This window comes from Aestuariivirga sp. (genome assembly GCF_047602625.1).
Lineage (GTDB): Bacteria > Pseudomonadota > Alphaproteobacteria > Rhizobiales > Aestuariivirgaceae > Aestuariivirga.
On the sequence record NZ_JASGGV010000001.1, the window covers coordinates 847,312 to 870,060 of the forward strand.

Consider the following 22,749-nt stretch of genomic DNA (forward strand, 5'->3'; position numbering starts at 1 on the left):
TCAGCTCCGTCCCGCGCTTGCGGCAAGCTTTGGCGGCGGCGCGGCGGGCCTGAGGAAGAAGAACAAAGTCACCACGAGGAACACCACATAAACAATCACCTCACCCATGGTTGGCGCTTCGCGGTAGTTGAGAAGGCCCGACAGGGTGGCGCCGGCAATGCCCGATTCCGGCAGAACGCCACTCAAATCGAAGGCGCGCTGCTGCAAGCCGTTCCACACGCCCGCCTCATGCAGATTCCGCAACACGCTGGCCAGAAGCCCCGCCGCCACGAACAGGATGAAGATTCCGGTCCAGCGGAAGAAGCGCCGGAGGTCGAGCCGGATGCCGCCGTAGAAAATGGCAAAGCCGATCACCGCCGCAACCAATACGCCCGCCAGCGCGCCCAGTGGCGCGGCGGGGCCTGTGCTTTGCTGGAAGATGGCGAGAAGGAAGAAAATCGATTCAAGTCCTTCCCGCGCCACGGCGAAGAACACCATGCCGGTGAGCGCCCAGCCGACGCCATTGGACGACACCATGGCATCATCAATCGAGCGCTGCATGTCGTGCTTGAAGGTACGGGCTGCGCGGCGCATCCAGAACACCATGGACACCAGCACGAAGACGGCGATGAGGCCGACCGCCGCTTCAAAAAGCTCCTGCGCCTTCTGCGGCAGCTCAGATCCGATGAAGATCAGACCGGCGCCAGCAAACAACGACATGGCCAAGGCGAGAAACACGCCGACCCACACGGCAGGCAGCCATTCACCGCGGCCGCTTTGCTTCAGATAGCTTGCAACTATCCCTGTGATGAGCGCGGCTTCGATGCCCTCGCGCAGCATGATCAGGAAACTTGCCAACATGGATGCAGGTCCGATTGAACTTCGCCCGGCGAATGCCGAGCGAATTAGTCGGAAATTAGTCTAGCTGTCCGAACCGGAGAAAACAACCCGTGTTTTGCGGCGATTTGACGCGCGCAACACTTTGGAATCGTTCCAGCTTTTAATACTGGAGAGACTTCACTTTTCCCGGAATGCGTGGGCGATCTGATCGTTCAGCGGCTTCAGCAGATAGGAAAGCGGCGAGCGTTCGCTGGTCTGGATAAAGGCTTCCGCAGGCATGCCGGGTTTCAGCTTTTCACCGTTCAGCTTGGCGAGTTCATCGGGCGCGATGTGCAAGCGAACCGCGTAGAACGGCGGGCTGTTCTGGTCGGTGCGGCTTACGTCAGCCGCCACCTGCGTCACCTCGGCGTGGATTTCCGGCGTAAAGCGCGAGTTGAACGCCGGGAAGCGGACCTTGGCGAGCTGCCCCACATGCACCTGATCGATGTTCTGGGGCGTGACCTGCGCCTGCAGCACCAATTCGTCCGTGGCCGGAGCAATCAGCATGAGTGTCTCGGCAGGCTGAATGACGCCGCCGATCGTGTGCAGTGAAAGCTGGTAGACATCGCCTTCAATGGGCGATTTCACGGAGGTCCGGCTCAGGCGCCCGAGTGCGGAAGCCTTGCGCTGCATATATTCGGCAATCTTGCCTTCGGAATCCCGCACGTCCGTGAGCGACTGCGTGCGCTCATCTTCGTCGATTTGAAGAATAGCGAGCTTGATCTCGCTGATCTTGATAGCAGCGCCCGCCTTGTTGGCGATGAGCTCGCCTTTCTCGCCTTCGAGAGAGGCAATCATGCGCTGGTCTTCCAGCACGCGCGATTTAGCCACAAGACCTTTGCTCAACAGATCGGTGAGGCTTTTCAAATCGTCCTGCACCAGGGCGATCTGACTCTGCTTCGCATCGATTTGCGCCGCCATGCCGTCGATCTGCTCGCCCATCTGGCCGATTTGCTGGGTGAGTTGGTCTTTCTTGCCCGCCAGAGACGCACGCCGGGCATCAAACAAATGTTCCTGCCCGGTCAGGATACGGTCAACCGCAGGATCGCTGCGGCGCGCTACCAGGTCATCGGGAAATGCAATCTTGTCGAGCCCATCACGCACAGCCTCAAGCCGCGCGCGCTTGGCGGATTCTTCATCCAGCAATCCATTGATGATGCCAAGCTCGGCTTTTGTATCCGTATCGTCCAGGATCACCAGGTCCTGACCGGGCATCACATGGTCGCCATCCTTCACCAGGATTTGGCGGACAATGCCGCCCTCCTTCTGCTGGATGCGCTTGGTATTGCTTTCAGAAACGATGGTTGAGGAAGCAATCACCGCGCCGTTGATCGTGGTGGCCGCGGACCAGCCGCCGAAAATCGCCACCATGGCGAACATCGACGTGTAGCCGATGATCTGCAGGCGGCGCAGGGAGGCCGTGGTGCTGAAGGGCTTGCTCATGTCAGGACACTCGCTCTGCCTGCACAAGGGCCGGCGGCTGGATCGGCTCAACATTGTTCTGCGTGGCAGGGCGCATCATCACCTTGCGCATGATTTCGTCACGCGGACCGAGTGCGGCGACCTTGCCGTCAGACAGCACCAGCATCTTGCCGATGGCGGCAAGGGCGCTGGGCCGGTGGGCAATCACCACCACGGCAGCGCCGCGCTGCAGCGCATGGCGGATGGCGTGATCGAGCGCCGCTTCGCCTTCGGCATCGAGATTGGAATTGGGTTCGTCCAATACGAAGAGAGCCGGTTCGCCATACATGGCGCGGGCGAGCGCGATGCGCTGGCGCTGGCCCGCCGAAAGACGCGAGCCGTTTTCACCGAGCGGCGTGTTGTAGCCCTCAGGCAGGCGCATCACGAGGTCATGCACATTGGCGAGTTTTGCCGCTTCCACCACCTTGTCGGGATCAACGGCAGGATCGAAGCGCGAGATGTTCTGCATCACCGTGCCGTCGAACAGTTGCACGTCCTGCGGCAGATAGCCGATGAGGCGGCCAAGCGTATCGCTGTCACGCTGATCGAGCGTGGCATTGTCGAGACGGATGGCGCCGCGGGTCGGCGCCTGAATGCCGACGAGTGCCCGCGCCAATGTCGACTTTCCAGCGCCCGTGGGCCCGATGACGCCGATGCCCTCGCCGGGGCCTACACTGAACGAGATGCCGTTGAGCAGCGGCTTCTCGAACTCCCGGAAGCTGGATATAAAGCTGTTCCACATCGAGCTTGCCGCGCGGAGCGGGCAGCGGCATGCGATTGGGCGCGGGCGGAACGGATTTCAGCAATTGCGTCAGCCGCTCGCGGGCCTTGCGGAAGCTGAGGAACTGCTGCCAGTTGGCAACCGCCGTTTCGACGGGCGCCAGCGCGCGCGACATGATGATCGACGCCGCGATCATCGAACCGGATGAAATTTCCTGCTTGATGGCAAGATAGGCGCCGAGCGCCAGAATGCCGGACTGGATCATCAGGCGCAGCACGCGCGAGATGGCGCCAAGTCCGCCACCCGCATCATTGGCCTTGGTCTGCGCGTCGAGCGCCGCCTGGTGAACGGTGGACCAGCGATCGCGCAATGCGCCGCGCATGCCGAGCGAATGCAAGGCTTCCGCATTGCGGCGGCCTTCGTCCATCATGATCGAAGCCTTGACGGTGGCCTTGGTGGCTTCCGCCACAGGTGCGCGGGTGCTGCGTTCGGACATGACAGCCAGCGCAAAAATCGCAATTGCGGCGCCCAGTGAGGCGAGGCCGAGCACCCAGTGCATGGCGAAGATCACCAGCAGGTAGACTGGCACCCAGGGCATGTCGATGAAGGCGAAAGGCCCCGTGCTGGAAAGATATTGCCGGATGGTGGCGAGATCATTGATCGGTTGGCCACCCACTCCCGGCGTCTTTTTCAGTGCGTGCGCCGCGACGACATCGAACACCCGGCCTCGCAGCTGTTCTTCCGTGCGCCTGCCGATACGCACCATCATGCGGGCGCGGAGGTATTCCATGAGTTCCGTAATAGGCATAAAGCACGCCAACGATGGCGGTGAGCGCAACGAGCGTCGGAACGCTCTGGGAGGTCAGCACCCGGTCATAGACCTGCATCATGAACACTGGCCCGATGAGCATCAGCACGTTCACCACGCAGCTGAAAATCACGGTCGACACCAGTGCGCCCCGGCAGGCAGCGTTCACGGCTTTCAGTTCGTCAACGCCGGCGTCAGGGCGGGGAAGCGCTACTGTCACGATCTACCTATCTGTTGGTCGGCCAGGGACTTTATGCACGCGACATTGCGAAATCCTTTCGGATACGCCTATTACGCTCTTTTAATGGATTGGACCTGAACCGGAAATTAACCCCGGCGCTTGGCAGGCCAATGCCCCCTCGGCTATCCTGCCGTGGATTCTAAAGGAAAACAACATGCATATCCTCGTCATCGGCGCCGGCGGAATGGTCGGTCAGAAGCTTATTGCACGCCTCAGCGCGGGCGCCCTCCCGGTCACCCGGCTCACCCGGCACGACATCGTGCTTCCGCCGCCGCCTCCCGCCTCCAGCTTCCCCGTCGAAACCTTCGTCAGCGATATGTCGATGCCGGGCGAGGCCGAGAAGCTGGTCGCCCTAAAGCCGGACCTGATCTTCCATCTGGCCGCCATCGTTTCGGGAGAGGCGGAAGCCGATTTCGAGAAAGGCTACCGGATCAACCTGGACGGCACGCGCTATTTGTTCGAGGCGATCCGCAAGGCGGGCGGCGGCTACAAGCCGAAGGTGGTTTTCACCTCCTCGATCGCCGTGTTTGGAGCACCCTTCCCCGACGCCATCGGCGACGAGTTCTTCACCACCCCCCTCACCTCCTATGGCACCCAGAAGGCGATCTGCGAGCTGCTGCTGAACGATTATTCCCGCCGCGGCTTCTTCGATGGCATCGCACTCCGGTTTCCCACCATTTGCGTGCGGCCCGGCAAGCCCAACAAGGCGGCTTCGGGATTCTTCTCTGGCATCATCCGCGAACCGCTTTCAGGTCAGGAGGCCATCCTGCCGGTTGGCGAGGATGTGCGGCACTGGCACGCCAGCCCGCGCGCCGCCATCGATTTCCTGATCCAGGCGGCCGAGCTTGATACTGCGAAACTGGGCAACCGGCGCACCCTCGCACTTCCCGGCGTGTCTTGCACGGTGGGCGAACAGATCGCGGCGCTGAAGCGCGTGGCGGGCGAAAAGGTCGCCAGCCTGATCCGCCGCCAGCCCGATGAAACCATCATGAAGATCGTGGCCGGGTGGCCGCGCAACTTCGATCCGAAGCGCGCCATTGCGCTCGGGTTCAAGGCGGAAAAATCCTTCGACGACATCATCCGCGTTCACATCGAGGATGAACTGGGTGGAAAGATTCCGGGATGACGCGCAGCGCCTTCGTCTCGCAGCTTTTCGATCTGTCCATGGCAATGCTGAAAGCGGTGGGCACAGACAAGCCCTCCGCCGAAGCCACCAGCTATGCCATGCTGCATGCCTCCCTGCATGGCGTGGAAAGCCATGGCATCCGCCTTCTGCCCTTCTATGCCGACAGCGTCCGCACCGGATTGGCGGTGGGCAAGCCCGATATCAGGGTGAGCCATCCACGCCGCGCCGTGGCGCTGGTGGATGCCGGAAACAGCCTCGGCCATATCGCTACCTACCGCGCCATGGACGAGGCCTGCGGCATCGCCAGGGAGTGTGGGATCGGCATGGCGGCGGTGATTCACTCCACCCATTTCGGCGCCGCCGGGGCCTATGCGCTGGCGGCGGCGGATGCAGGTTTTATTGGTTTCATCACCGCCAATTCCGGCTCGTTCGTCATTCCGCATGGCGGCACCAAGCCCATGCACGGCACCAGCCCCATCGCAATGGCGGCCCCCAATCCCAAGGGCGATCCATTCCTGTTGGATATGGCCACCAGCTCTATCCCGTGGAACAAGGTTCTGAGGTATCGCACCGAAGGCATTGTTTTGCCTGAAGGAGTTGCCGTTGACGAGCAGGGGAAATTTGTCACCGATCCGTTCAAGGCGAGGGCCTTGGCACCGGTAGGCGGAGCAAATTTCGGCTATAAAGGCGCGGGGCTGGCAGGCATTGCCGAGGTGCTGGGCGGCGTTCTCACCGGCATGCGTCTCTCCATTGAACAGGATGGCCGCGCGTTGGGCGACAGCGAGATGGGCCATTTCGTGATGGCGATCGATCCCACCCTCTTCATGAGCATGGAACAATTCGGCGAGCGCCTGAACACCTATATCGAGGCCTTCAAGGCGCAGCCCGGCACCTATGCGGCGGGCGGGCCTGAATGGGAGAAACGGCGGGACCGGGAGGCCAACGGCATTCCCCTGCCCGACGGGCTCTATGCGGAGCTTAAGGCGGCGGCGCAAAAGGCGGGCGTGCCCTTCGAGATCTGAGATGGCTCAAGCGCCCAGGGAGAACAAGACGCGCGGCATCCTGTGGATGCTGCTGACGCTGCTGTTCTTCATCTCGCTCGATACGCTGATGAAATACCTGATGCAGAGCTATCCGCTCATTCAGGTGACATGGGCGCGCTTTTTCTTCGCCACCATCATTGCCATAGGCCTGGCGGGCAAACGCCTTCCCACCCTCGTCATCAGCCGCGCGCCAAAACTGCAACTGGTGCGCTCGGTGCTGCTGATGTCGACCACCGGCCTTTTCAATGCCGGCATCCGCACCACGGCATTGGCCACCGCCACCACAGTGATGTTCACCAGTCCCCTGCTGGTCACGGTTCTGTCCGTGCCGCTCCTGGGCGAGAAGGTGGGATTGCGGCGCTGGATCGGTGTGGCTGTTGGGTTTCTCGGCGCGATGATCGTGGTCAGGCCTTGGCAAAGCGAATTGACGGCGACGGGAACCGGCGTGCTGCTGATTTTCTGCTCCGCCTTTTTCAATGCCACCTACCAGATCACCACCCGCAAAGTGCGTCTCGACGAGCCGCTCACCTCGCTTCTCTATACGGCGGCGGCAGGCGCCATTGTTACGAGCCTCATGCTGCCCTGGGGCTGGATCTGGCCGTCACCCCTTGGTTGGATTGAATTGATGGGCGCAGGCGTGGCGGGAGGAGTCGGGCATTTCTGCCTCATCAAGGCTATGACCTACGCACCAGCCTCGGTCGTGGCGCCATTCAGCTACACCTCGCTCATCTGGGCGACGATCCTCGGATTTCTCATATGGGGTGACTTCCCCGATCTCTGGACGTGGATGGGCGCTGCCCTTATCATCGGGTCCGGTCTATATATTTTCCACCGCGAAGGGGTGCGCCGTGAAAACCGTTAGCTTCACTGCCATGAAAGATGGCACCAAGGATGACTACCTGTTCCTGAAGCCTTTCGAGGAAGAGCATTTCCGCAGCACCGGGGAACGCGTGCTGCGCGAATTGCGCTTGCAGGAAAACGAAAGCCTGCCCGGCTACAAGATCACCCGCCTCACCCATGGGCTTCAGGCAGCGACCCGCGCCGAGCGCGAGGGGGCCGATACCGACTGGATCGTTGCCGCCCTGCTGCACGACATCGGCGACGGGCTGGCGCCGCAGAACCATGACCAGTTCGCGGCTGAAATCCTGCGGCCCTTCATGCGCGAGGAAGTGGTGTGGACGGTGGAGCACCACGGTTCTTTCCAGATGGTCTACTACGCGCACCACTATGGCTGGAATCAGTTCGAGCGCGACAAATACAAGGACAGCCCGTACTACCAGTCCTGCGTCGATTTCTGCGAGCGCTGGGATCAGTCGTCTTTCGATCCGGATTTCGAGACGGAAAGCCTCGATCATTTCGAGCCCATGGTGCGCGAAGTTTTTGCGCGCAAGGCCTACGCGCCGGAGGTGACGCAAAAGGGCGTTGTAAAGGGTGTGCCGCCGCTCACCCTCGCCGCCGCCGAATAGCGGCATGCCGTAATTCCGCGCGCGGCCTCGTGCAGGCCGCCGCATTCTTGTCCCATGACGCCGCAGCACCGCACACTCGCTGGCATGATCTCGCTCGCGCTGGGCGTCATGATCTTTTCCACGCAAGATGCGATCATCAAGGGCCTGTCGGGTGAGTATGCGGTGACGCAGGCCATCGTCACGCGCGGTCTGGTGGCGCTACCCATCCTGTCGTTCATGGTGCAGATGGAATGCGGCCTGAAGCGCCTGTGGTCGCGCAGCTTCTGGCCCATGGTGGTGCGCGGCCTCGTTCTGCTCGTCTCCTACACCAGCTATTACATGGCTTTTCCCGCCCTGCCCTTGGCAGAAGCGATTGCGCTGTTTTTCACTGCTCCGATTTTCGTGACGCTTCTTTCCGGGCCGCTGCTTGGAGAAAAAGTGACGCTGCAATCCTGGTTCGCGGTGGGCATGGGCTTTCTGGGTGTGCTGGTGATTCTGAGGCCGGGCAGCGGATTGTTTGAGTGGGCGGCGCTTCTGAGCCTCGTCAGCGCGGCAGCCTATGCGCTCTCCATGGTGCTGGCGCGGCGCGTGGGCGCCAGCGAACCGGCAACCGTGATGGCCTTCTATGTGAACCTTGTCTATCTGCTGGGCGCGGCGGGCATTGCCGCACTGTGCCACCAGCTTGGCATTGTGAAGCTGGGCCATCCATCGCTCGATTTTCTGGTGCGGCCGTGGATCATGCCGACTATCGAGGATTTCCTGCTGATGGCGCTTTGCGGGGTGATCGCCGCCGTGGCCATGTCGCTCCTCACCCATGCCTACCGGCTTGCCGAGGCAAACCTCGTGACGGTTCTTGAATATACCGGCATGATCTGGGGACCGCTCTGGGGCTATCTGTTCTTCAATGAAATCCCGCGCTGGACGACCTTCGTCGGCACGGCGCTGATCATCGCGGCCGGCGTTTATTCAGCGCGCGCAGCAGCGGCCCGTGACCGCAAGGCGAAAGCCTAATCTAGGCTGTTGTAGCCACGGCCAGCTGCCTGAGCACCAGCACCATAGTGGCGTGGGCATCACCCTCGCCAACATTCACAATTCTATGCGGAAGGTCGCCACGGAAGCGGATTGCTTCTCCCGCTTTCGCACGACGGGTTTCCTCGCCCGAGGTGATTTCGAGTTCGCCTTTCAGCAGATAAAGATGTTCGACGGTGCCAGGTGCATGCGGCTCGGATTCCAGCACGCCATAGGGCCTGGCCTGAAAATCGTACCATTGGATGGAACCGACCAGATTGAGCGGCCCGGCAATGGCCAGGCGGCACAGGCCATCCTGGCTTTCGAGAATGGGAACGCCGGATTTCTGTTGATGCTCCAGAAAAACCTCGGCCTCATCCGCCTTCAGCACCTCGTCGATCGTCGTGTCGAGGGCCTTCGACAAGCGATAGACCGTAGAAAGTGTCGGATTGGTCTCGTTGCGCTCGATCTGGGAAATGATCGACTTGGCGACACCCGACTGCTCAGATAGTTCGCCCAAGGACATATTGTAGGCTTTTCGCAACCTCTGGATGGTCTTGCCCAGGGCGGGCGTCGGGTCACTTTGCGGTGAAGCCGCCGGTTTCTTGCCTGGGCGCGTTGACATTCATCCGTCCTGTACTTAGAACTAGCGTTCGGAAAAACGAACAGAGGAGATATTCGGTCTTCCGTCCCGGGAACAGATAGCGCGGTTTCGCCTTGTCATTCAAACGAAATCGGCGGCTTCCCTTAACCCCTGTACGGTAAACCGAACGTCCGGTGTAGCGAACGAAAGCTGAAACAATGCGGTATTTCCCCATTTTCATCGATCTGGACGGCCGCATGGTGGTGATCGTGGGCGGTGGTGAAGAGGCGCTTCGCAAGGTGCGCCTGCTATCGCGCACGGCCGCCCGGATCGTTGTCGTGGCCGATGCGCTGCATCCGGAACTCGCCGCCAATCCAAAAGTCGAATGGACGTCGCAGCCCTTCTCGCCCGTCCTGCTTGATGGCGCCGCCCTGGCCGTTTGCGCTGACGCCACGCTGAATGACGCCGTTTCGGCTGCGGCCCAAGCGCGCGGCATTCCCGTCAATGCGGTTGATTGCGCGGATCTCTCGACCTTCATCGTGCCCTCGATCGTGGACCGGGCTCCGGTCGTTGTAGCCATCGGCACGGAAGGAACCGCCCCCATGCTGGGGCAGGGTCTTCGCGCGCGGATTGACGCCATGCTGCCGCAGGCGCTGGGCTCGCTGGCCGAAACGGCGGCGCGCCTTCGCGGCCGGGTAGCCAAAACGATTCCCGCCGGGAACCGCCGCCGCAGCTTCTGGCAGCGGCTGTTCTTCGGCGATGTGCGGGATTCCTATCTCGCGGGCGATCTCTCTGGCTTTCAGTCTGGCGTTGAAGCCCTGTTCAGGAGCGAGGCGGCTCCAGCGCAAGGCCGCGTCTCCTTCGTCGATCTTGGGCCGGGCGATCCCGAACTTCTCACCATCAAGGCGCAGCGGAAATTGCTGGAAGCCGATGTAATCGTGCATGACCGGTTTCTCGATTCCGCCCGCCTTGAAATGGCGCGGCGCGATGCGGTTCGCATTCCTGCTTCGCGTAATGCAACGGCGATCCTACTTGAGGAAGCAGCGGCAGGCCGCCATGTGGTGCGCGTGAGCCAGGGCGAGGCCGATGTGGAGGAGATCCTTTCCGTGACTGAGGCGGGAATCCCCGTCGAGACGGTGCCCGGCATTTCCTCCCCTGCCCGCCTGCAAGCCGCGTTTCCCGTCCGCGATGACATCAGCGACGCCATTCTGAGAGCCGCATCATGACAACCACCGAAAAGGGACAGATCGTCACCGCCAACCGTTTGCGCGATGGCATTGCCGTGTTCCTCAACCGCTCCGGCCAATGGAGCGAGAAGATCGACGAAGCCACGCTGGCGCTGGAGCCGGAAGCTGCCGCAGCGCTCGAAAATCGTGCCAAACAGGACGAAAAGTCCACACTGGTGACCGGCTCTTACCTGATTGATGCCGAACGCCTAAACGGCCGCATTCGCGCCGCGCATATCCGCGAGCGGCTGCGCACGCTCGGCCCCACCGTGAGGCTTGACCTCGGCAAGCAGGCCGAAGGCACGGCCGGCGCGTTCCCCGCGCCCGAGGGAGCATAATTCATGTATCGTTACGATGAGTTTGACCATCAATTCGTCCGTGAGCGGACAAACCAGTTCCGCGACCAGGCGGCGCGGCGTCTCTCTGGCGCGTTGACGGAAGAAGAGTTCCGTCCGCTCCGGCTGATGAACGGGCTTTATCTCCAGCTTCACGCCTATATGCTGCGCGTGGCCATTCCCTACGGCACGCTCTCCGGCCGCCAGATGCGCCAACTCGCCTTGATCGCCGAGAAGTGGGACAAGGGCTACGGCCATTTCACGACGCGGCAGAATATCCAGTACAACTGGATCAAGCTGGAAGATACGGCGGATATCCTGTCTGCTCTCGCCGAAGTCGAAATGCACGCCATCCAGACCTCCGGCAATTGCATCCGCAATGTCACCACCGATCAGTGGGCCGGCGCTGCGGCGGACGAGATTTCAGATCCGCGCCCGGTAGGTGAGCTGCTACGGCAATGGTCCTCTCTGCATCCTGAATTCTCCTATCTGCCGCGCAAATTCAAGATCGCGGTGACGGGCGCCCCGCATGACCGCGCGGCGGTGAAGGTGCATGACATCGGCTTGCGGCTTCACAAGAACGCCGAAGGCGCGACGGGCTGGGAAGTGATCGTGGGCGGCGGGCTTGGCCGCACACCGATGATTGGCGTGACGGTACGCGACTTCCTGCCCGTGCAAGAATTGATCGGCTATCTCGAGGCCATCATGCGTGTCTATAATCTCTATGGGCGGCGCGACAACAAATACAAGGCGCGCATCAAGATCCTCGTGCACGAGATCGGCGCAGAGAAATTCAAGGCCGAAGTCGAAGCCGAATATGCGAAGAAGCCGCAGGCTTCCACAGAAGTGGAAGAGCGCGAGCTGGCGCGCATTGCCGCGTATTTTGCGCCGCCTGCCTTCGAGAAGCTGCCGCGCTGGTCTCCGGGTTTTGAAGATGCAAAGCTGAAGAATCCCGCCTTCGCGCATTGGGCGCGCAACAATCTCGCGGCGCACAAGGTTGACGGCTACACTATCGTCAATATCTCGCTAAAGCCCGAAGGCGGCATTCCCGGCGACGCGACGGCTGATCAGATGCGGGTGATGGCCGAGCTGGCGGAACGCTATTCCAGTGACGAACTGCGCGTGAGCCACGCGCAGAACATCGTGCTGCCGCATGTGAAGAAAGATGACGCCTTCGCCATCTGGCAGGCACTGGATGAGGCGGGTCTTTCCGCCGCCAATCTGGGGCTTGTTTCCGACATCATCGCCTGCCCCGGCCTCGACTATTGCGCGCTCGCCACGGCACGCGCCATTCCCATCGCGCAATCGATTTCGCGCAAATTCGCCGATCTCAAGGAACAGGAAGCGATCGGCAAGGTGAGGGTAAACATTTCCGGCTGCATCAATGCCTGTGGGCATCATCACGTTGGCCACATCGGCATTCTCGGCCTCGATAAGAAGGGCGAGGAATATTATCAGATCACGCTGGGCGGCTCGTCCGCTGAGCAGGCTTCGATCGGAACGATCCTCGGCCCTGGCTTCGCGGGCCATGAGGTGGCCGACGCCGTCGGCACCATTCTCGACACCTATCTGAAACTGCGTGAGCCGGATGAGGAATTCCTCGCCGCCTACCGCCGCGTGGGGCCGAAGCCCTTCAAGGAGGCACTCTATGCCACTGCTTAAGAACAACACGCTGATCGCCGATACGTGGACCCATGTGGGCGCCGATGATGTGCTGCCGGAAACCGGCGATATCATCGTTCTCTTCGTGCGGCTGCTGCGCGAGTTCGATGCGCTGAGCAAGCGGCAGGGGCGGCTTGGCGTGAGTTTCGGCAACGCCGACCGCGCGGAAGCTTTGTCCACATTCCTGCCCCGGCTTTCGCTGATCGAACTTCCGTTCCCGGCCTTCAGTGACGGGCGCGCCTATTCGCTCGCCCGGCAGATCCGCGACTTCGGATATCGCGGCGAATTGCGCGCCACCGGCAATGTGCTGCCCGACCAGCTTCAGTTCATGCTGCAGGTGGGCTTCGACACGTTCGAGATCGGAGACCGTTTTCCGCTCTCCGCCTGGCAGACGGCATCGCGGCAGATGTCGCTCGCCTATCAGCGCGGCCTCTACCGCCGCCATGCCGAAGCCGAAATCTGGACCGAGCGCCACACCGACGCGGAGCCCTGGCTGGAACAGCCGCACGCGGGATAATCGCCATGAATGCGCAGGAACTGAATGCCGTCCACGAGTCCTATGCGGGGCTTGAAGGGCGGGAGCTGCTGGAGCCGCTGATCCGCGACTTCAAAGGCAGGCTCGCGGTTGTGTCCTCTTTCGGAGCGGAGAGCGCGGTGCTGCTGCACATGGTGGCGCAGGTGGACAAGTCCACGCCTATCATCTTTCTCGATACCGGCAAGCTGTTCTGGGAAACGCTGTCCTATCGCAGTCAGCTCATAGACCGTCTTGGCCTCACCGATGTGCGCTCGATCCAGCCGGACAGTGTGGACCTCGCCATCCATGATCCAGACGGCGATCTGCACAAGACAGTTGCGGACCAGTGCTGCCACATCCGCAAGACCATTCCGCTGCAAAAGGCGTTGGAGGGTTTTGACATTATGGTCTCAGGCCGCAAACGCTATCACGGCGGGGCGCGCAAGAATCTGACGGCGCTAAGCCTCGACGGCGCGCGCCTCAAGGCCGAGCCTCTCGCGGGGTTCAGCGCGCTGGACATCGACCTCTATATGGCCACCCACAAGCTGCCGCGCCACCCGCTGACCGAGATCGGCTATTTCTCCATCGGCTGCGAACCCTGCACCACGCCGGGCGGCTCCACCGATGATCCCCGCGCCGGCCGCTGGGCGGGCACCGCCAAGACGGAATGCGGAATCCACTGGAGTCATAACGGTTCCGCGATTGACGGGCCACAGCCCGCGCCTTCTGTGCATTGAAAGTATTCTCCCTATACGCGACAGGATAGATCGCGTATTTGTGTTGCAGCGCAGCAGGGAGGGGTTCCGATGCATGATTTTATCGTCTTTGCCATCATCGGCTTTCTGGCGCAGATCGTCGATGGATCGCTGGGTATGGGCTTTGGCGTCATCTCTTCGTCCGTCCTCCTCGCGCAGGGCATTCCCCCTGCCCTCGCCTCGGCCAGCGTGAACGCCGCCAAATTGCCCACCACATTCACGGCGGCTGCATCGCATTACCTGCACAGGAATCTCGACTGGACGATCGTACGTGGACTGGCGATCTTCGGCTCTATCGGCGGCATCATCGGCGCCTTTTTGCTGACGGCGCTCAAAGGGCATTTTCTCACCCTGCTAGTCAGCGCCTATCTGGCGCTCATGGGCGTTCTCATCATCTGGCGGGGCGCGCTGAACGCCACGCCGCGCGTCGTCACCTCCACCCGCGCCAGCGTCATCGGCTTGGCAGGAGGCCTGATTGAAGGCATCGGCGGAAGCTGGGGGCCGATCGTGACGACCAGCATTCTCGGTTCCGGCGCTGAATCTCGTTACGCTATCGGCTCGGGCAATTTCGCCGAGTTCATCGTCAGCATTTCGGTGTTCTCGGCCTTCGTGATTGCCTGGGCCACGGGCTTCTGGGCCGGAGGATCAGACTGGCAATCCACATTCCTGCCCGTGCTGGGCCTGGTGCTGGGCGGATTGCCGGCGGCAGCCTTCGGCGGATGGCTTTCCAAGCGCGCGCCGCGCAAGGCGCTAACCATTGCTGTGGGGCTTTTGGCACTCAGCATTGCCATCTACCGGCTCTATCTGCTTCTGATAGGCACCTGACTTTTAATTGATAAGACCCGTCTTCACGGCAATGGCGACGGCCTGCGTCTTCGTCTTGGCGCGCAGTTTCGCCATGGCGTTTTCCGTGTAAAGCCTGATGGCGCGCTCACTCAGGCCAATGACCTTGGCGGTTTCCCACGCGGTTTTTCCATCAGCGGCCCATTTCAGCACTTCGCGTTCGCGCGGGCTCAACTCGAAGTCCCCGCTCAACGGGCGCTGCGAGATCACATCCTTGACGCGTTGATGAAAGTAATGCGCAAAGAGATGAAGTCCATTGGCCAGCACTTGCCTCATCTCGCCCCAATGCCTGTCCTCGCATTCGAAGTTCACCGAGAACATGGCATGGCCAAAGCCTTCGTCACGAATGGGAATGGAAATGCCCTGCCGCCCAATGCCGAAGGATTCGGCGACGTGATGGATTTCCTCCACCGAATTATCGGAGGCGCGCACTTCCGCCCAATCAAGCGGGAGTTGCCTCGAGAAACAGATATTGAAGGCCGGATCGCCCAGCGGGGAAAAATCCCGCATGTAAATAGACGTATAGGTTTCGTCATATGTTGATAGCCACGTCATCCGGTCGGGCGTTTGGGCCGAGGTGCCCAGGAACCAATAGGAGAGGTTGAGAACATCAAACTTCTCCCGCGCGCGCAGTAGATATTTCCGGGACTCGTCCATTCCGGAAAAAGCCTGGTAACTTTCCCCGAAAATATCGAATCGCGATTGCATCCCGCCTGCCGCTGCCATGCCGCCTCTGTAGCAGCCTTCGTTAACCATGTGAAAGCATGTCCTTCGCCCCCGCCATATCAAATTGGCGCATCCAGCACGGAGTCATGCAAAAGGGCAGCCAATGGCTGCCCTTTCGTAGCGTCATCAATCGTTTAGAAAATCAGGCTGCGGCTTCTTCCTTGGCCTCGGCGGCGATCACTGGGCCGGAGTCCTTGCCCTTCTCAGCCGGATCGCGGTCCACGAACTCGATCACTGCCATCGGCGCCGAATCACCGTAGCGGAACCCCGCCTTCATGATGCGGATGTAACCGCCGCGGCGGTCCTTGAAACGGCCAGCCAGCACGTCGAACAGCTTCTTCACCTGCGTCTCGTCGCGCACTTCCGACATCGCCTGGCGGCGCGCATGCAACGTACCCTTCTTGGCGAGCGTCACCAGCTTCTCGACCACAGGGCGGAGATCCTTCGCCTTGGGAAGCGTGGTCACGATCTGCTCGTGCTTGATCAATGCCGCCGACATATTGGCAAACATCGCGGTACGATGCTCGGCCGTGCGGTTAAACCGACGGCCCCTGAAACCATGACGCATGAACGATCTCCTTCAATTCCGTGGCCGCCTCCGTGGGCGCCCTTGTGCCGATCAGTAGTGTGTTTCGAATTTCTTGGCGAGTTCTTCGATGTTCTCGGGCGGCCAGTTCGGCACTTCCATGCCGAGGTGCAGGCCCATCTGGGCGAGAACTTCCTTGATCTCATTGAGAGACTTGCGGCCGAAGTTCGGTGTACGGAGCATTTCCGCTTCCGTCTTCTGTATCAGGTCGCCGATGTAGACGATGTTGTCGTTCTTCAGGCAGTTGGCCGAGCGAACGGAGAGTTCGAGTTCGTCCACCTTCTTAAGAAGGGCGGCGTTGAATTCGAGTTCGGGGCGCGCCTCTTCCGGCATGGCCTTGGAGGGCTCGGCAAAGTTGATGAACACCGAGAGCTGGTCCTGCAGGATGCGCGCGGCATAGGCCACGGAATCTTCTGGCGATACCGAACCATCGGTTTCCACCGTCATGATCAGCTTGTCATAGTCGAGGATCTGGCCTTCGCGAGTGTTCTCGATCTTGTAGGAGACGCGCTTGACCGGAGAATAGATGGAGTCGACCGGGATCAGGCCGATGGGCGCATCTTCCGGGCGGTTGCGTTCGGAGGGCACATAGCCTTTGCCGGTGGTAACGGTGAATTCCATGCGCACTTCCGCACCCTCGTCGAGCGTGCAGATCACATGCTCGGGGTTGAGGACGTGGATATCGCCGGAAGACTGGATGTCGCCGGCGCGGACGATGCCTGGGCCTTCCTTGCGAAGCGCCAAGCGCTTCGGGCCTTCGCCCTGCATCGAAAGGGCAATTTCCTTGATGTTCAGGATGATATCGGTCACGTCCTCGCGCACGCCGGCGATCGAAGAGAATTCGTGCAGCACGCCATCGATGTGCACGGAGGTGATGGCAGCGCCCTGCAGCGACGAGAGCAGGATGCGGCGCAGCGCGTTGCCGAGCGTCGTGCCGAAGCCGCGCTCAAGCGGTTCGGCCGTCACGGTGGCGACGCGGCGGCGATCACGGCCAGGCTGCACATCGAGCTTGGTCGGGCGGATCAGTTCCTGCCAGTTCTTCTGGTTGACCTGCATGAATAATGTTCCCGTTCAAATTCCAGCCCGGCCCAAGGGCCAAAACCGGATGCGCATTTCAATTCAAAATGCCGTCCGGAGACGGCGAAAACTCAGACGCGGCGGCGCTTGGGCGGACGGCAGCCATTGTGCGGAATGGGGGTCACGTCGCGGATCGACGTCACCTGCAGGCCGCAGGCCTGGAGAGCGCGAAGTGCCGACTCACGGCCCGAACCCGGGCCGCAGACTTCCACTTCAACCGTGCGCATGCCGTGTTCCATGGCGGCGCGGCCCACCTGCTCGGCGGCGACCTGTGCTGCGTAAGGCGTGGACTTGCGCGAGCCCTTGAAGCCCAGCTTGCCCGCCGAAGCCCAGACAATCGAATTGCCCTGAACGTCGGTGATGGTGATCATGGTGTTGTTGAAAGAGGCGTTCACATGAACAACGCCGGAGGAAATGTTCTTGCGCTCTTTCTTGCGGGGACGGGCAGCTTCTTTAGCCATGGCTGTTCAACCTTTACTTCTTCTTGCCGGCAATCGCCTTCGCGGGTCCCTTGCGGGTGCGGGCGTTAGTGTGGGTGCGCTGGCCGCGGACCGGCAGGCCCTTACGGTGACGGAGGCCGCGGTAGCAGCCAAGGTCAACCAGACGCTTGATGTTCATCGACACTTCGCGGCGAAGGTCGCCCTCCACCACATAGTCGCGGTCGATCACTTCACGGATCGCCAGAACTTCGGCGTCGGTCAGCTCATTCACGCGCTTGCTGTGCGGAATCTTCACCTTGTCGGCGATCTCGACAGCGTTGACGGGGCCAATGCCATGGATGTAGCGCAGGGCAATCACCACGCGCTTGTTGGTCGGAATATTGACGCCTGCGATACGGGCCACGTCGTTTCTCCTGTTATTCCAACGGCTTGAGCCGCTGGTTCAATGTTCTGTCCGAGCGCCGGTTGCGTCCATCAAAGGCATAAGGCCGCGCCTCCGGAGATTCCTCTCCCGAAGCCAGCCTTTTCGCCGACCGGATTTGGCGGTGTACCTAGGCTGGAATCGCTTCCGCGTCAACCCTTGGTAAAGCCAAAAAAGGCCTTCAAACGCTGCTCAGCACCCCTTCGATCTGGCGGGTCACATCGCTGATCTCCGCCATCCCGTCGATGGTCTTCAGACTGCCCCGTTCGCCATAGTAGCGAACCAGCGGAGCGGTCTGCTTGTTGTAGATGCCAAGACGGTCACGGACCGTCTTTTCGTTGTCGTCGGCACGCCTGGTAAAGGTGGTGCCGCCGCAATTGTCACACACGCCTTCCATCTTGGGCCGGTGAAACACGTCATGATAGCCCTGCCCGCAGGTGGCGCAGGTGAAGCGGCCGGTGATGCGTTGGATCAGCGCCTCATCGTCCACCTTCATCTCGATCACCGCGTCGAGCTTCAGCTTCTTGCCCGACAGCATCGTGTCTAGCGCCTCGGCCTGCGCCGTGTTGCGCGGGAAGCCGTCGAGGATAAATCCCTTCTTCACGTCCGACTGGTCGAGGCGGTCGGCAATGATGGCCACCACCACGTCGTCAGACACCAGATCGCCGCGATCCATGATCGCCTTGGCCTTCTTGCCCGTCTCGGTTCCAGCAGTCACGGCGGCGCGCAGCATGTCGCCGGTGGAAAGCTGCTTCAAGCCATGCCGCTCTTCGAGCAGCTTGGCCTGCGTGCCCTTGCCGGCGCCGGGCGGCCCCAGAAGGATGATGTTCATCGCTTGCTGCCCCGCAGCTTGGACCGCTTGATCAGCCCTTCATATTGCTGCGCCAGCAGATGGCCCTGAAGCTGCGCTACCGTATCCATGGTAACGCTCACCACGATCAGCAGCGAGGTACCGCCGAAATAGAAGGGGACGCCGGTATAGCCGATCAGGATTTCGGGGATCAGACAGACGAGCGCGATATAGATGGCGCCAACGGCGGTGATGCGTGTCAGCACATAGTCGATATATTCCGCCGTCCGCTCACCCGGCCGGATGCCGGGAATGAAACCGCCGTATTTCTTCAGATTCTCCGCCGTCTCCTTCGGATTGAACATGATGGAGGTGTAGAAGAACGAGAAAAAGATGATCAGCAGCACATAGAGGAACAGGAACAGCGGCTGGCCATGCCCCAGCATAGCGGTGATGGTGTTCAGCCACTCAGGCCCCTGCCCCTTGGTGAAATTGGCGACGGTGATGGGCAACAGCAGCAGCGACGATGCGAAGATCGGCGGAATGACGCCTGCCGTGTTGAGCTTCAGCGGCATGTGCGAACTGTCGCCCTGATACATCTTGTTGCCAACTTGGCGTTTTGGATACTGAATCAGCAGGCGGCGTTGGGCACGTTCCATCATTACGATGAAGGCGATGACCGCCAGCGCCATCACGATGATGCCGAGGATCACGAAGGTGTTGAGCTGACCGGTGCGGCCCAGTTCCAGCATGGCGGCGATGCCATGCGGCAGGCCTGCGACGATGCCGGAGAAGATGATGAGCGAGGTGCCGTTGCCGATGCCGCGCGCGGTGATCTGCTCGCCCAGCCACATCAGGAACACCGTGCCGCCAGTCAAGGTGATGACCGTCGAAATGCGGAAGAACATGCCCGGATCGAGCACCAACCCGGCTTGGCCCTCGAGGCCCACAGCAATGCCATAGGACTGCAATGCCGCCAGCAGCACGGTGCCGTAGCGCGTATACTGGTTGATCTTCTTGCGGCCCTGCTCGCCTTCCTTCTTGAGCTGTTCAAGATGGGGCGACACGGACGACATCAACTGAATGATGATCGAGGCCGAGATATACGGCATGATGTTAAGCGCGAAGATGGCCATGCGGCCAAGCGCGCCGCCGGCCAAGCCATTCACCCAGCCCAGAATGCCGCTCGAGTTCTGCGTGGCGAATTTCGCCAGCTCGGCGGGATCGACGCCCGGCATCGGAATATAGGTGCCGAGGCGATAAACGATGAGCGCCGCGAGGGTGAAGAAAATCCGCTTCTTGAGGTCTTCAGACTTAGCGAGGGCGCCGAAATTCAGGTTCGCCGCGAGTTGTTCTGCCGCAGATGCCATTTCGTGTCCTCGCGCCTGATCCAGACCCGCTTATGTGGGTCTGGCCGTCAACGCTTGCAAGCTTACTTCGCTTCCGCCGGGGCTTCCGCCGGACGCAGGATCTTCACCGTGCCACCCGCCTTTTCGACAGCGGCAATGGCGCCCTTGGTGGCATGCCACACTTCAAAGGAAAGCTTGCTCTTGAGCTCGCCCTTGCCCAGCAGGCGCACACCGCCGAGCGGCCGCGACAGCACGCCAGCCGCGATCAGCGAGGCGACCGTGACAGGAGCCTTGGCGTCAAGCGTCTTGGCATCGACAGCCGCCTGCACGGTGCTGAGGTTGATCTTGTTGTAAGCCACCGCATTGGGCTTGTTGAAGCCGCGCTTCGGCAAGCGGCGGTAGATCGGCATCTGGCCGCCTTCAAAGCCGGCCTTGGCGCCGCCCTTGCGGGCCGTCTGGCCCTTGCCGCCACGGCCAGCCGTCTTGCCGAGCCCTGAGCCGATTCCACGGCCCACGCGCTTCCTTGCATGCTTGGCGCCGGGATTGTCGGCGATTTCGTTGAGCTTCATGGGAGCAGTTCCTTATTCGACGACGCGCACCAGATGCGCCACCTTGGCGAGCATGCCGCGCACGGCGGGCGTATCGGCCAGGGTGGAGGTGCGGTTCATTTTGTTGAGGCCAAGGCCGATCAGCGTAGCGCGCTGGTCGGGCGGGCGGCGCTGCGGGCTCTTCACCTGCTGCACGGTCAGGGTCTTGGGTGCTTTCGACATATCAGCCGTCCTCACTCTTACTCGGCCACGGCGGCGGCACTGCCACCCACGCGGCGCAGCACGTCCGACACCTTCTTGCCGCGGCGCGAAGCCACGGACCGGGGCGAAACCTGCTTCTTCAGCGCATCAAACGTGGCGCGCACCATGTTGTAGGGATTGGAAGATCCCTTCGACTTGGCGACGACGTCCTGCATGCCCACCGATTCAAACACGGCGCGCATCGGGCCACCGGCGATGATGCCGGTTCCGGGAGGGGCAGCGCGCAGTACAACCTTGCCCGCACCCCAGCGTCCGTCGATGTCGTGATGCAGCGTGCGGCCTTCGCGCAGCGGCACGCGGATCAGGCCGCGCTTGGCGCTTTCGGTTGCCTTGCGCACCGCTTCCGGCACCTCGCGGGCCTTGCCGTGGCCGAAGCCGACGCGGCCCTTCTGGTCGCCGACAACGACGAGCGCCGCGAAGCCGAAGCGCTTGCCGCCCTTCACCACCTTGGCGACGCGATTGATGTGGACCAGCTTGTCGATGAACTCGCTGTCGCGCTCTTCGCGATTGTCCTTGCGATCCCGGTCGCCACGTTCTTTAGCCATATTGCTTACCGCCTGTTCGTCTCAGCAGGATTAGAAGTTCAGTCCGCCCTCGCGGGCGGCGTCGGCGAGCGCCTTGATGCGCCCATGATAGATATAACCGCCGCGGTCGAAGACCACGTCCTTGACGCCGGCCGCGATGGCGCGTTCCGCCACCAGCTTGCCGATCGCCGTGGCCGCCGTCTTGTCAGCGCCGGTCTTGCCGCCCTTCTTGAAGCCTTCCTCAAGGCTCGAGGCCGAAGCCACCGTTACGCCCTTCGCATCATCGATGACCTGGGCATAGATGTTCTTGCTCGACCGGAAGACGGACAGGCGCGGGCGAAGGTTGCCGCGGGCGGCGAGCGCCTTGCGGACGCGCGCCATGCGCTTGGTGTGGGGAGAGGTTTTCGTTGCCATTGACGCCACCTGTTACTTCTTCTTGCCTTCCTTGCGGAAGATATATTCGCCGGCGTATTTGACGCCCTTGCCCTTATAGGGCTCGGGGCCACGGTATTCGCGGATTTCCGCCGCAACCTGGCCGACGCGCTGCTTGTCGATGCCGCTCACCACGATTTCCGTGGGCTTCGGTGTCTTGATGTCGATGCCTTCGGGGATCGGATACTGCACATCGTGGCTGTAGCCGAGGTTGAGCTGGAGGCTCTTGCCCTGCACCGCCGCGCGGTAACCCACGCCGTTGATTTCGAGCGTCTTGGAATAGCCTTCCGTGACGCCCTTGATCATGTTGGCGACCATGGTGCGCGACATGCCCCAGCAGGAATGCGCGAGCTTGGACGCATCGCGCGGATCGACCTTGATGCCGCCCGCTTCCTGCTTGGCCAGCACATGCTCGACCAGCACCATCTTCAGTTCGCCCTTGGGGCCTTTCACCGAAAGGTTATGGCCCTGCAGGTTCACCGAAACACCGGCGGGAATGGGAACAGCCTTTTTACCAATACGAGACATGGACCGTTACCTCAGAATACCGTGCAGAGCACTTCGCCGCCGACGTTCTGCGAGCGTGCGTCCGCATCGGACATGACGCCCTTGGGCGTCGACAGGATGGAAATGCCGAGGCCGTTGTAAACGGTCGGCAGCGTCGAGACCGACACGTAGACGCGGCGGCCAGGCTTCGACACGCGCTGCATCTCGCGGATGACCGGCGCGCCGTCGAAATACTTGAGCTCGATTTCGATCTCGGCCTTGTTCGAGCCCTGCTGCACGGTAGCGAAGCTGCGGATATAGCCTTCGTTCTGAAGCACTTCCAGCACGCGCTCGCGCAGGCGCGAAGCGGGCGTCGACACCTTCGACTTGCCCCGCTCCTGGGCATTCCGGATACGGGCGATCATATCGCCGATCGGATCAATGACACTCATTCCATCACTCTCCTGAAGTCCGTATCTG

The 22,749-nt window shown here is 61.4% G+C and carries 29 protein-coding genes; 11 read left to right on the forward strand and 18 right to left on the reverse strand.

Translation table 11 applies throughout. The features are described 5' to 3' along the window. The 4 genes from efeU to QM694_RS04380 form a co-directional block, all read right to left on the reverse strand. Complete coding sequence (efeU, locus tag QM694_RS04365; protein ID WP_415005707.1) at positions 1 to 840, reverse strand: iron uptake transporter permease EfeU; 840 nt, start codon at positions 838 to 840, stop codon at positions 1 to 3. Between the two features lie 156 nt (positions 841 to 996). After that, entirely contained in the window at positions 997 to 2,301 is a 1,305-nt protein-coding gene (locus tag QM694_RS04370) for an HlyD family type I secretion periplasmic adaptor subunit (RefSeq protein WP_415005708.1), read from the reverse strand. Between the two features lies 1 nt (position 2,302). Further along, on the reverse strand, positions 2,303 to 2,974 hold the full coding sequence (locus QM694_RS04375; protein ID WP_415005771.1) for an ATP-binding cassette domain-containing protein: 672 nt from the start codon (positions 2,972 to 2,974) through the stop codon (positions 2,303 to 2,305). Continuing rightward, the gene (locus tag QM694_RS04380; RefSeq protein WP_415005709.1) at positions 2,856 to 3,848 is read right to left on the reverse strand and encodes an ABC transporter transmembrane domain-containing protein; all 993 of its coding nucleotides are present in this window, start codon (positions 3,846 to 3,848) and stop codon (positions 2,856 to 2,858) included. Before QM694_RS04380 ends, QM694_RS04375 begins: the two co-directional genes overlap by 119 nt. Positions 3,849 to 4,243: 395 nt before the next feature. On the opposite strand from QM694_RS04380, the gene denD reads away from it, so the two are divergent. Genes denD through QM694_RS04405 form a run of 5 tightly spaced genes read left to right on the forward strand, consistent with a single transcriptional unit; the run spans position 4,244 to position 8,714 of the window. Next, positions 4,244 to 5,215, forward strand: coding sequence for a D-erythronate dehydrogenase (gene denD, locus QM694_RS04385; RefSeq protein WP_415005710.1), 972 nt, complete (start codon positions 4,244 to 4,246; stop codon positions 5,213 to 5,215). Beyond that, on the forward strand, positions 5,212 to 6,237 hold the full coding sequence (locus QM694_RS04390; protein ID WP_415005711.1) for an Ldh family oxidoreductase: 1,026 nt from the start codon (positions 5,212 to 5,214) through the stop codon (positions 6,235 to 6,237). The genes denD and QM694_RS04390 overlap by 4 nt, the downstream gene beginning before the upstream one ends. 1 nt (position 6,238) lies before the next feature. Next, positions 6,239 to 7,120: a DMT family transporter gene (locus QM694_RS04395; protein WP_415005712.1), complete on the forward strand. Its 882-nt coding sequence runs from the start codon at positions 6,239 to 6,241 to the stop codon at positions 7,118 to 7,120. After that, positions 7,107 to 7,724 carry an HD domain-containing protein gene (locus QM694_RS04400; RefSeq protein WP_415005713.1) on the forward strand — a complete coding sequence of 206 codons (618 nt, stop codon included), beginning with the start codon at positions 7,107 to 7,109 and terminating at the stop codon, positions 7,722 to 7,724. The genes QM694_RS04395 and QM694_RS04400 overlap by 14 nt, the downstream gene beginning before the upstream one ends. 54 nt (positions 7,725 to 7,778) lie before the next feature. Further along, positions 7,779 to 8,714 carry a DMT family transporter gene (locus QM694_RS04405; RefSeq protein ID WP_415005714.1) on the forward strand — a complete coding sequence of 312 codons (936 nt, stop codon included), beginning with the start codon at positions 7,779 to 7,781 and terminating at the stop codon, positions 8,712 to 8,714. A 1-nt stretch (position 8,715) separates the two neighbouring features. Here the strand turns inward: QM694_RS04405 and QM694_RS04410 are convergent, their stop codons facing one another. Beyond that, positions 8,716 to 9,336 (reverse strand): helix-turn-helix domain-containing protein, encoded by a 621-nt coding sequence (locus tag QM694_RS04410; protein WP_415005715.1) that lies wholly within the window; start codon positions 9,334 to 9,336, stop codon positions 8,716 to 8,718. A gap of 176 nt (positions 9,337 to 9,512) precedes the next feature. Between QM694_RS04410 and QM694_RS04415 the strand changes: the two genes are divergently transcribed. From QM694_RS04415 to QM694_RS04440, 6 genes are all read left to right on the forward strand, one after another. Beyond that, on the forward strand, positions 9,513 to 10,520 hold the full coding sequence (locus QM694_RS04415; RefSeq protein WP_415005716.1) for an NAD(P)-dependent oxidoreductase: 1,008 nt from the start codon (positions 9,513 to 9,515) through the stop codon (positions 10,518 to 10,520). Beyond that, a complete protein-coding gene (locus tag QM694_RS04420) occupies positions 10,517 to 10,858 on the forward strand; it encodes a DUF2849 domain-containing protein (protein ID WP_415005717.1) in 342 nt (113 codons plus the stop codon). Before QM694_RS04415 ends, QM694_RS04420 begins: the two co-directional genes overlap by 4 nt. A 3-nt stretch (positions 10,859 to 10,861) precedes the next feature. Beyond that, complete coding sequence (locus tag QM694_RS04425; protein ID WP_415005718.1) at positions 10,862 to 12,517, forward strand: nitrite/sulfite reductase; 1,656 nt, start codon at positions 10,862 to 10,864, stop codon at positions 12,515 to 12,517. Further along, the gene (locus QM694_RS04430; protein ID WP_415005719.1) at positions 12,504 to 13,034 is read left to right on the forward strand and encodes a DUF934 domain-containing protein; all 531 of its coding nucleotides are present in this window, start codon (positions 12,504 to 12,506) and stop codon (positions 13,032 to 13,034) included. The genes QM694_RS04425 and QM694_RS04430 overlap by 14 nt, the downstream gene beginning before the upstream one ends. 5 nt (positions 13,035 to 13,039) lie before the next feature. After that, positions 13,040 to 13,768: a phosphoadenylyl-sulfate reductase gene (locus tag QM694_RS04435; protein WP_415005720.1), complete on the forward strand. Its 729-nt coding sequence runs from the start codon at positions 13,040 to 13,042 to the stop codon at positions 13,766 to 13,768. Between the two features lie 69 nt (positions 13,769 to 13,837). Continuing rightward, positions 13,838 to 14,611: a sulfite exporter TauE/SafE family protein gene (locus QM694_RS04440; protein WP_415005721.1), complete on the forward strand. Its 774-nt coding sequence runs from the start codon at positions 13,838 to 13,840 to the stop codon at positions 14,609 to 14,611. A 3-nt stretch (positions 14,612 to 14,614) separates the two neighbouring features. On the opposite strand, the gene QM694_RS04445 is transcribed toward QM694_RS04440, so the two are convergent. The 13 genes from QM694_RS04445 to rpsH form a co-directional block, all read right to left on the reverse strand. Then, entirely contained in the window at positions 14,615 to 15,286 is a 672-nt protein-coding gene (locus QM694_RS04445; RefSeq protein ID WP_415005722.1) for a helix-turn-helix transcriptional regulator, read from the reverse strand. 211 nt (positions 15,287 to 15,497) lie between these two features. Then, positions 15,498 to 15,923, reverse strand: a complete 426-nt coding sequence (gene rplQ, locus QM694_RS04450) for a 50S ribosomal protein L17 (RefSeq protein ID WP_415005723.1) — start codon at positions 15,921 to 15,923, stop codon at positions 15,498 to 15,500. Between the two features lie 51 nt (positions 15,924 to 15,974). Then, positions 15,975 to 16,997, reverse strand: coding sequence for a DNA-directed RNA polymerase subunit alpha (locus QM694_RS04455; RefSeq protein ID WP_415005724.1), 1,023 nt, complete (start codon positions 16,995 to 16,997; stop codon positions 15,975 to 15,977). A 92-nt stretch (positions 16,998 to 17,089) separates the two neighbouring features. Further along, positions 17,090 to 17,479, reverse strand: coding sequence for a 30S ribosomal protein S11 (gene rpsK, locus QM694_RS04460; protein WP_415005725.1), 390 nt, complete (start codon positions 17,477 to 17,479; stop codon positions 17,090 to 17,092). A gap of 13 nt (positions 17,480 to 17,492) precedes the next feature. Beyond that, a complete protein-coding gene (rpsM, locus tag QM694_RS04465) occupies positions 17,493 to 17,861 on the reverse strand; it encodes a 30S ribosomal protein S13 (protein ID WP_415005726.1) in 369 nt (122 codons plus the stop codon). A 199-nt stretch (positions 17,862 to 18,060) separates the two neighbouring features. Next, positions 18,061 to 18,711, reverse strand: coding sequence for an adenylate kinase (locus QM694_RS04470; RefSeq protein ID WP_415005727.1), 651 nt, complete (start codon positions 18,709 to 18,711; stop codon positions 18,061 to 18,063). Beyond that, entirely contained in the window at positions 18,708 to 20,039 is a 1,332-nt protein-coding gene (gene secY, locus QM694_RS04475; RefSeq protein WP_415005728.1) for a preprotein translocase subunit SecY, read from the reverse strand. The genes QM694_RS04470 and secY overlap by 4 nt, the downstream gene beginning before the upstream one ends. A 62-nt stretch (positions 20,040 to 20,101) precedes the next feature. Then, complete coding sequence (gene rplO, locus QM694_RS04480; RefSeq protein WP_415005729.1) at positions 20,102 to 20,587, reverse strand: 50S ribosomal protein L15; 486 nt, start codon at positions 20,585 to 20,587, stop codon at positions 20,102 to 20,104. Between the two features lie 12 nt (positions 20,588 to 20,599). Then, a complete protein-coding gene (gene rpmD, locus QM694_RS04485) occupies positions 20,600 to 20,788 on the reverse strand; it encodes a 50S ribosomal protein L30 (RefSeq protein WP_415005730.1) in 189 nt (62 codons plus the stop codon). A 17-nt stretch (positions 20,789 to 20,805) separates the two neighbouring features. Further along, the gene (gene rpsE, locus QM694_RS04490; protein ID WP_415005731.1) at positions 20,806 to 21,372 is read right to left on the reverse strand and encodes a 30S ribosomal protein S5; all 567 of its coding nucleotides are present in this window, start codon (positions 21,370 to 21,372) and stop codon (positions 20,806 to 20,808) included. A 30-nt stretch (positions 21,373 to 21,402) separates the two neighbouring features. After that, on the reverse strand, positions 21,403 to 21,765 hold the full coding sequence (rplR, locus tag QM694_RS04495; protein WP_415005732.1) for a 50S ribosomal protein L18: 363 nt from the start codon (positions 21,763 to 21,765) through the stop codon (positions 21,403 to 21,405). Positions 21,766 to 21,777: 12 nt separating this feature from the next. Then, complete coding sequence (gene rplF, locus QM694_RS04500) at positions 21,778 to 22,311, reverse strand: 50S ribosomal protein L6 (protein ID WP_415005733.1); 534 nt, start codon at positions 22,309 to 22,311, stop codon at positions 21,778 to 21,780. Between the two features lie 11 nt (positions 22,312 to 22,322). Then, positions 22,323 to 22,721 (reverse strand): 30S ribosomal protein S8, encoded by a 399-nt coding sequence (rpsH, locus tag QM694_RS04505; RefSeq protein WP_415005734.1) that lies wholly within the window; start codon positions 22,719 to 22,721, stop codon positions 22,323 to 22,325. Positions 22,722 to 22,749: the final 28 nt, after the last annotated feature.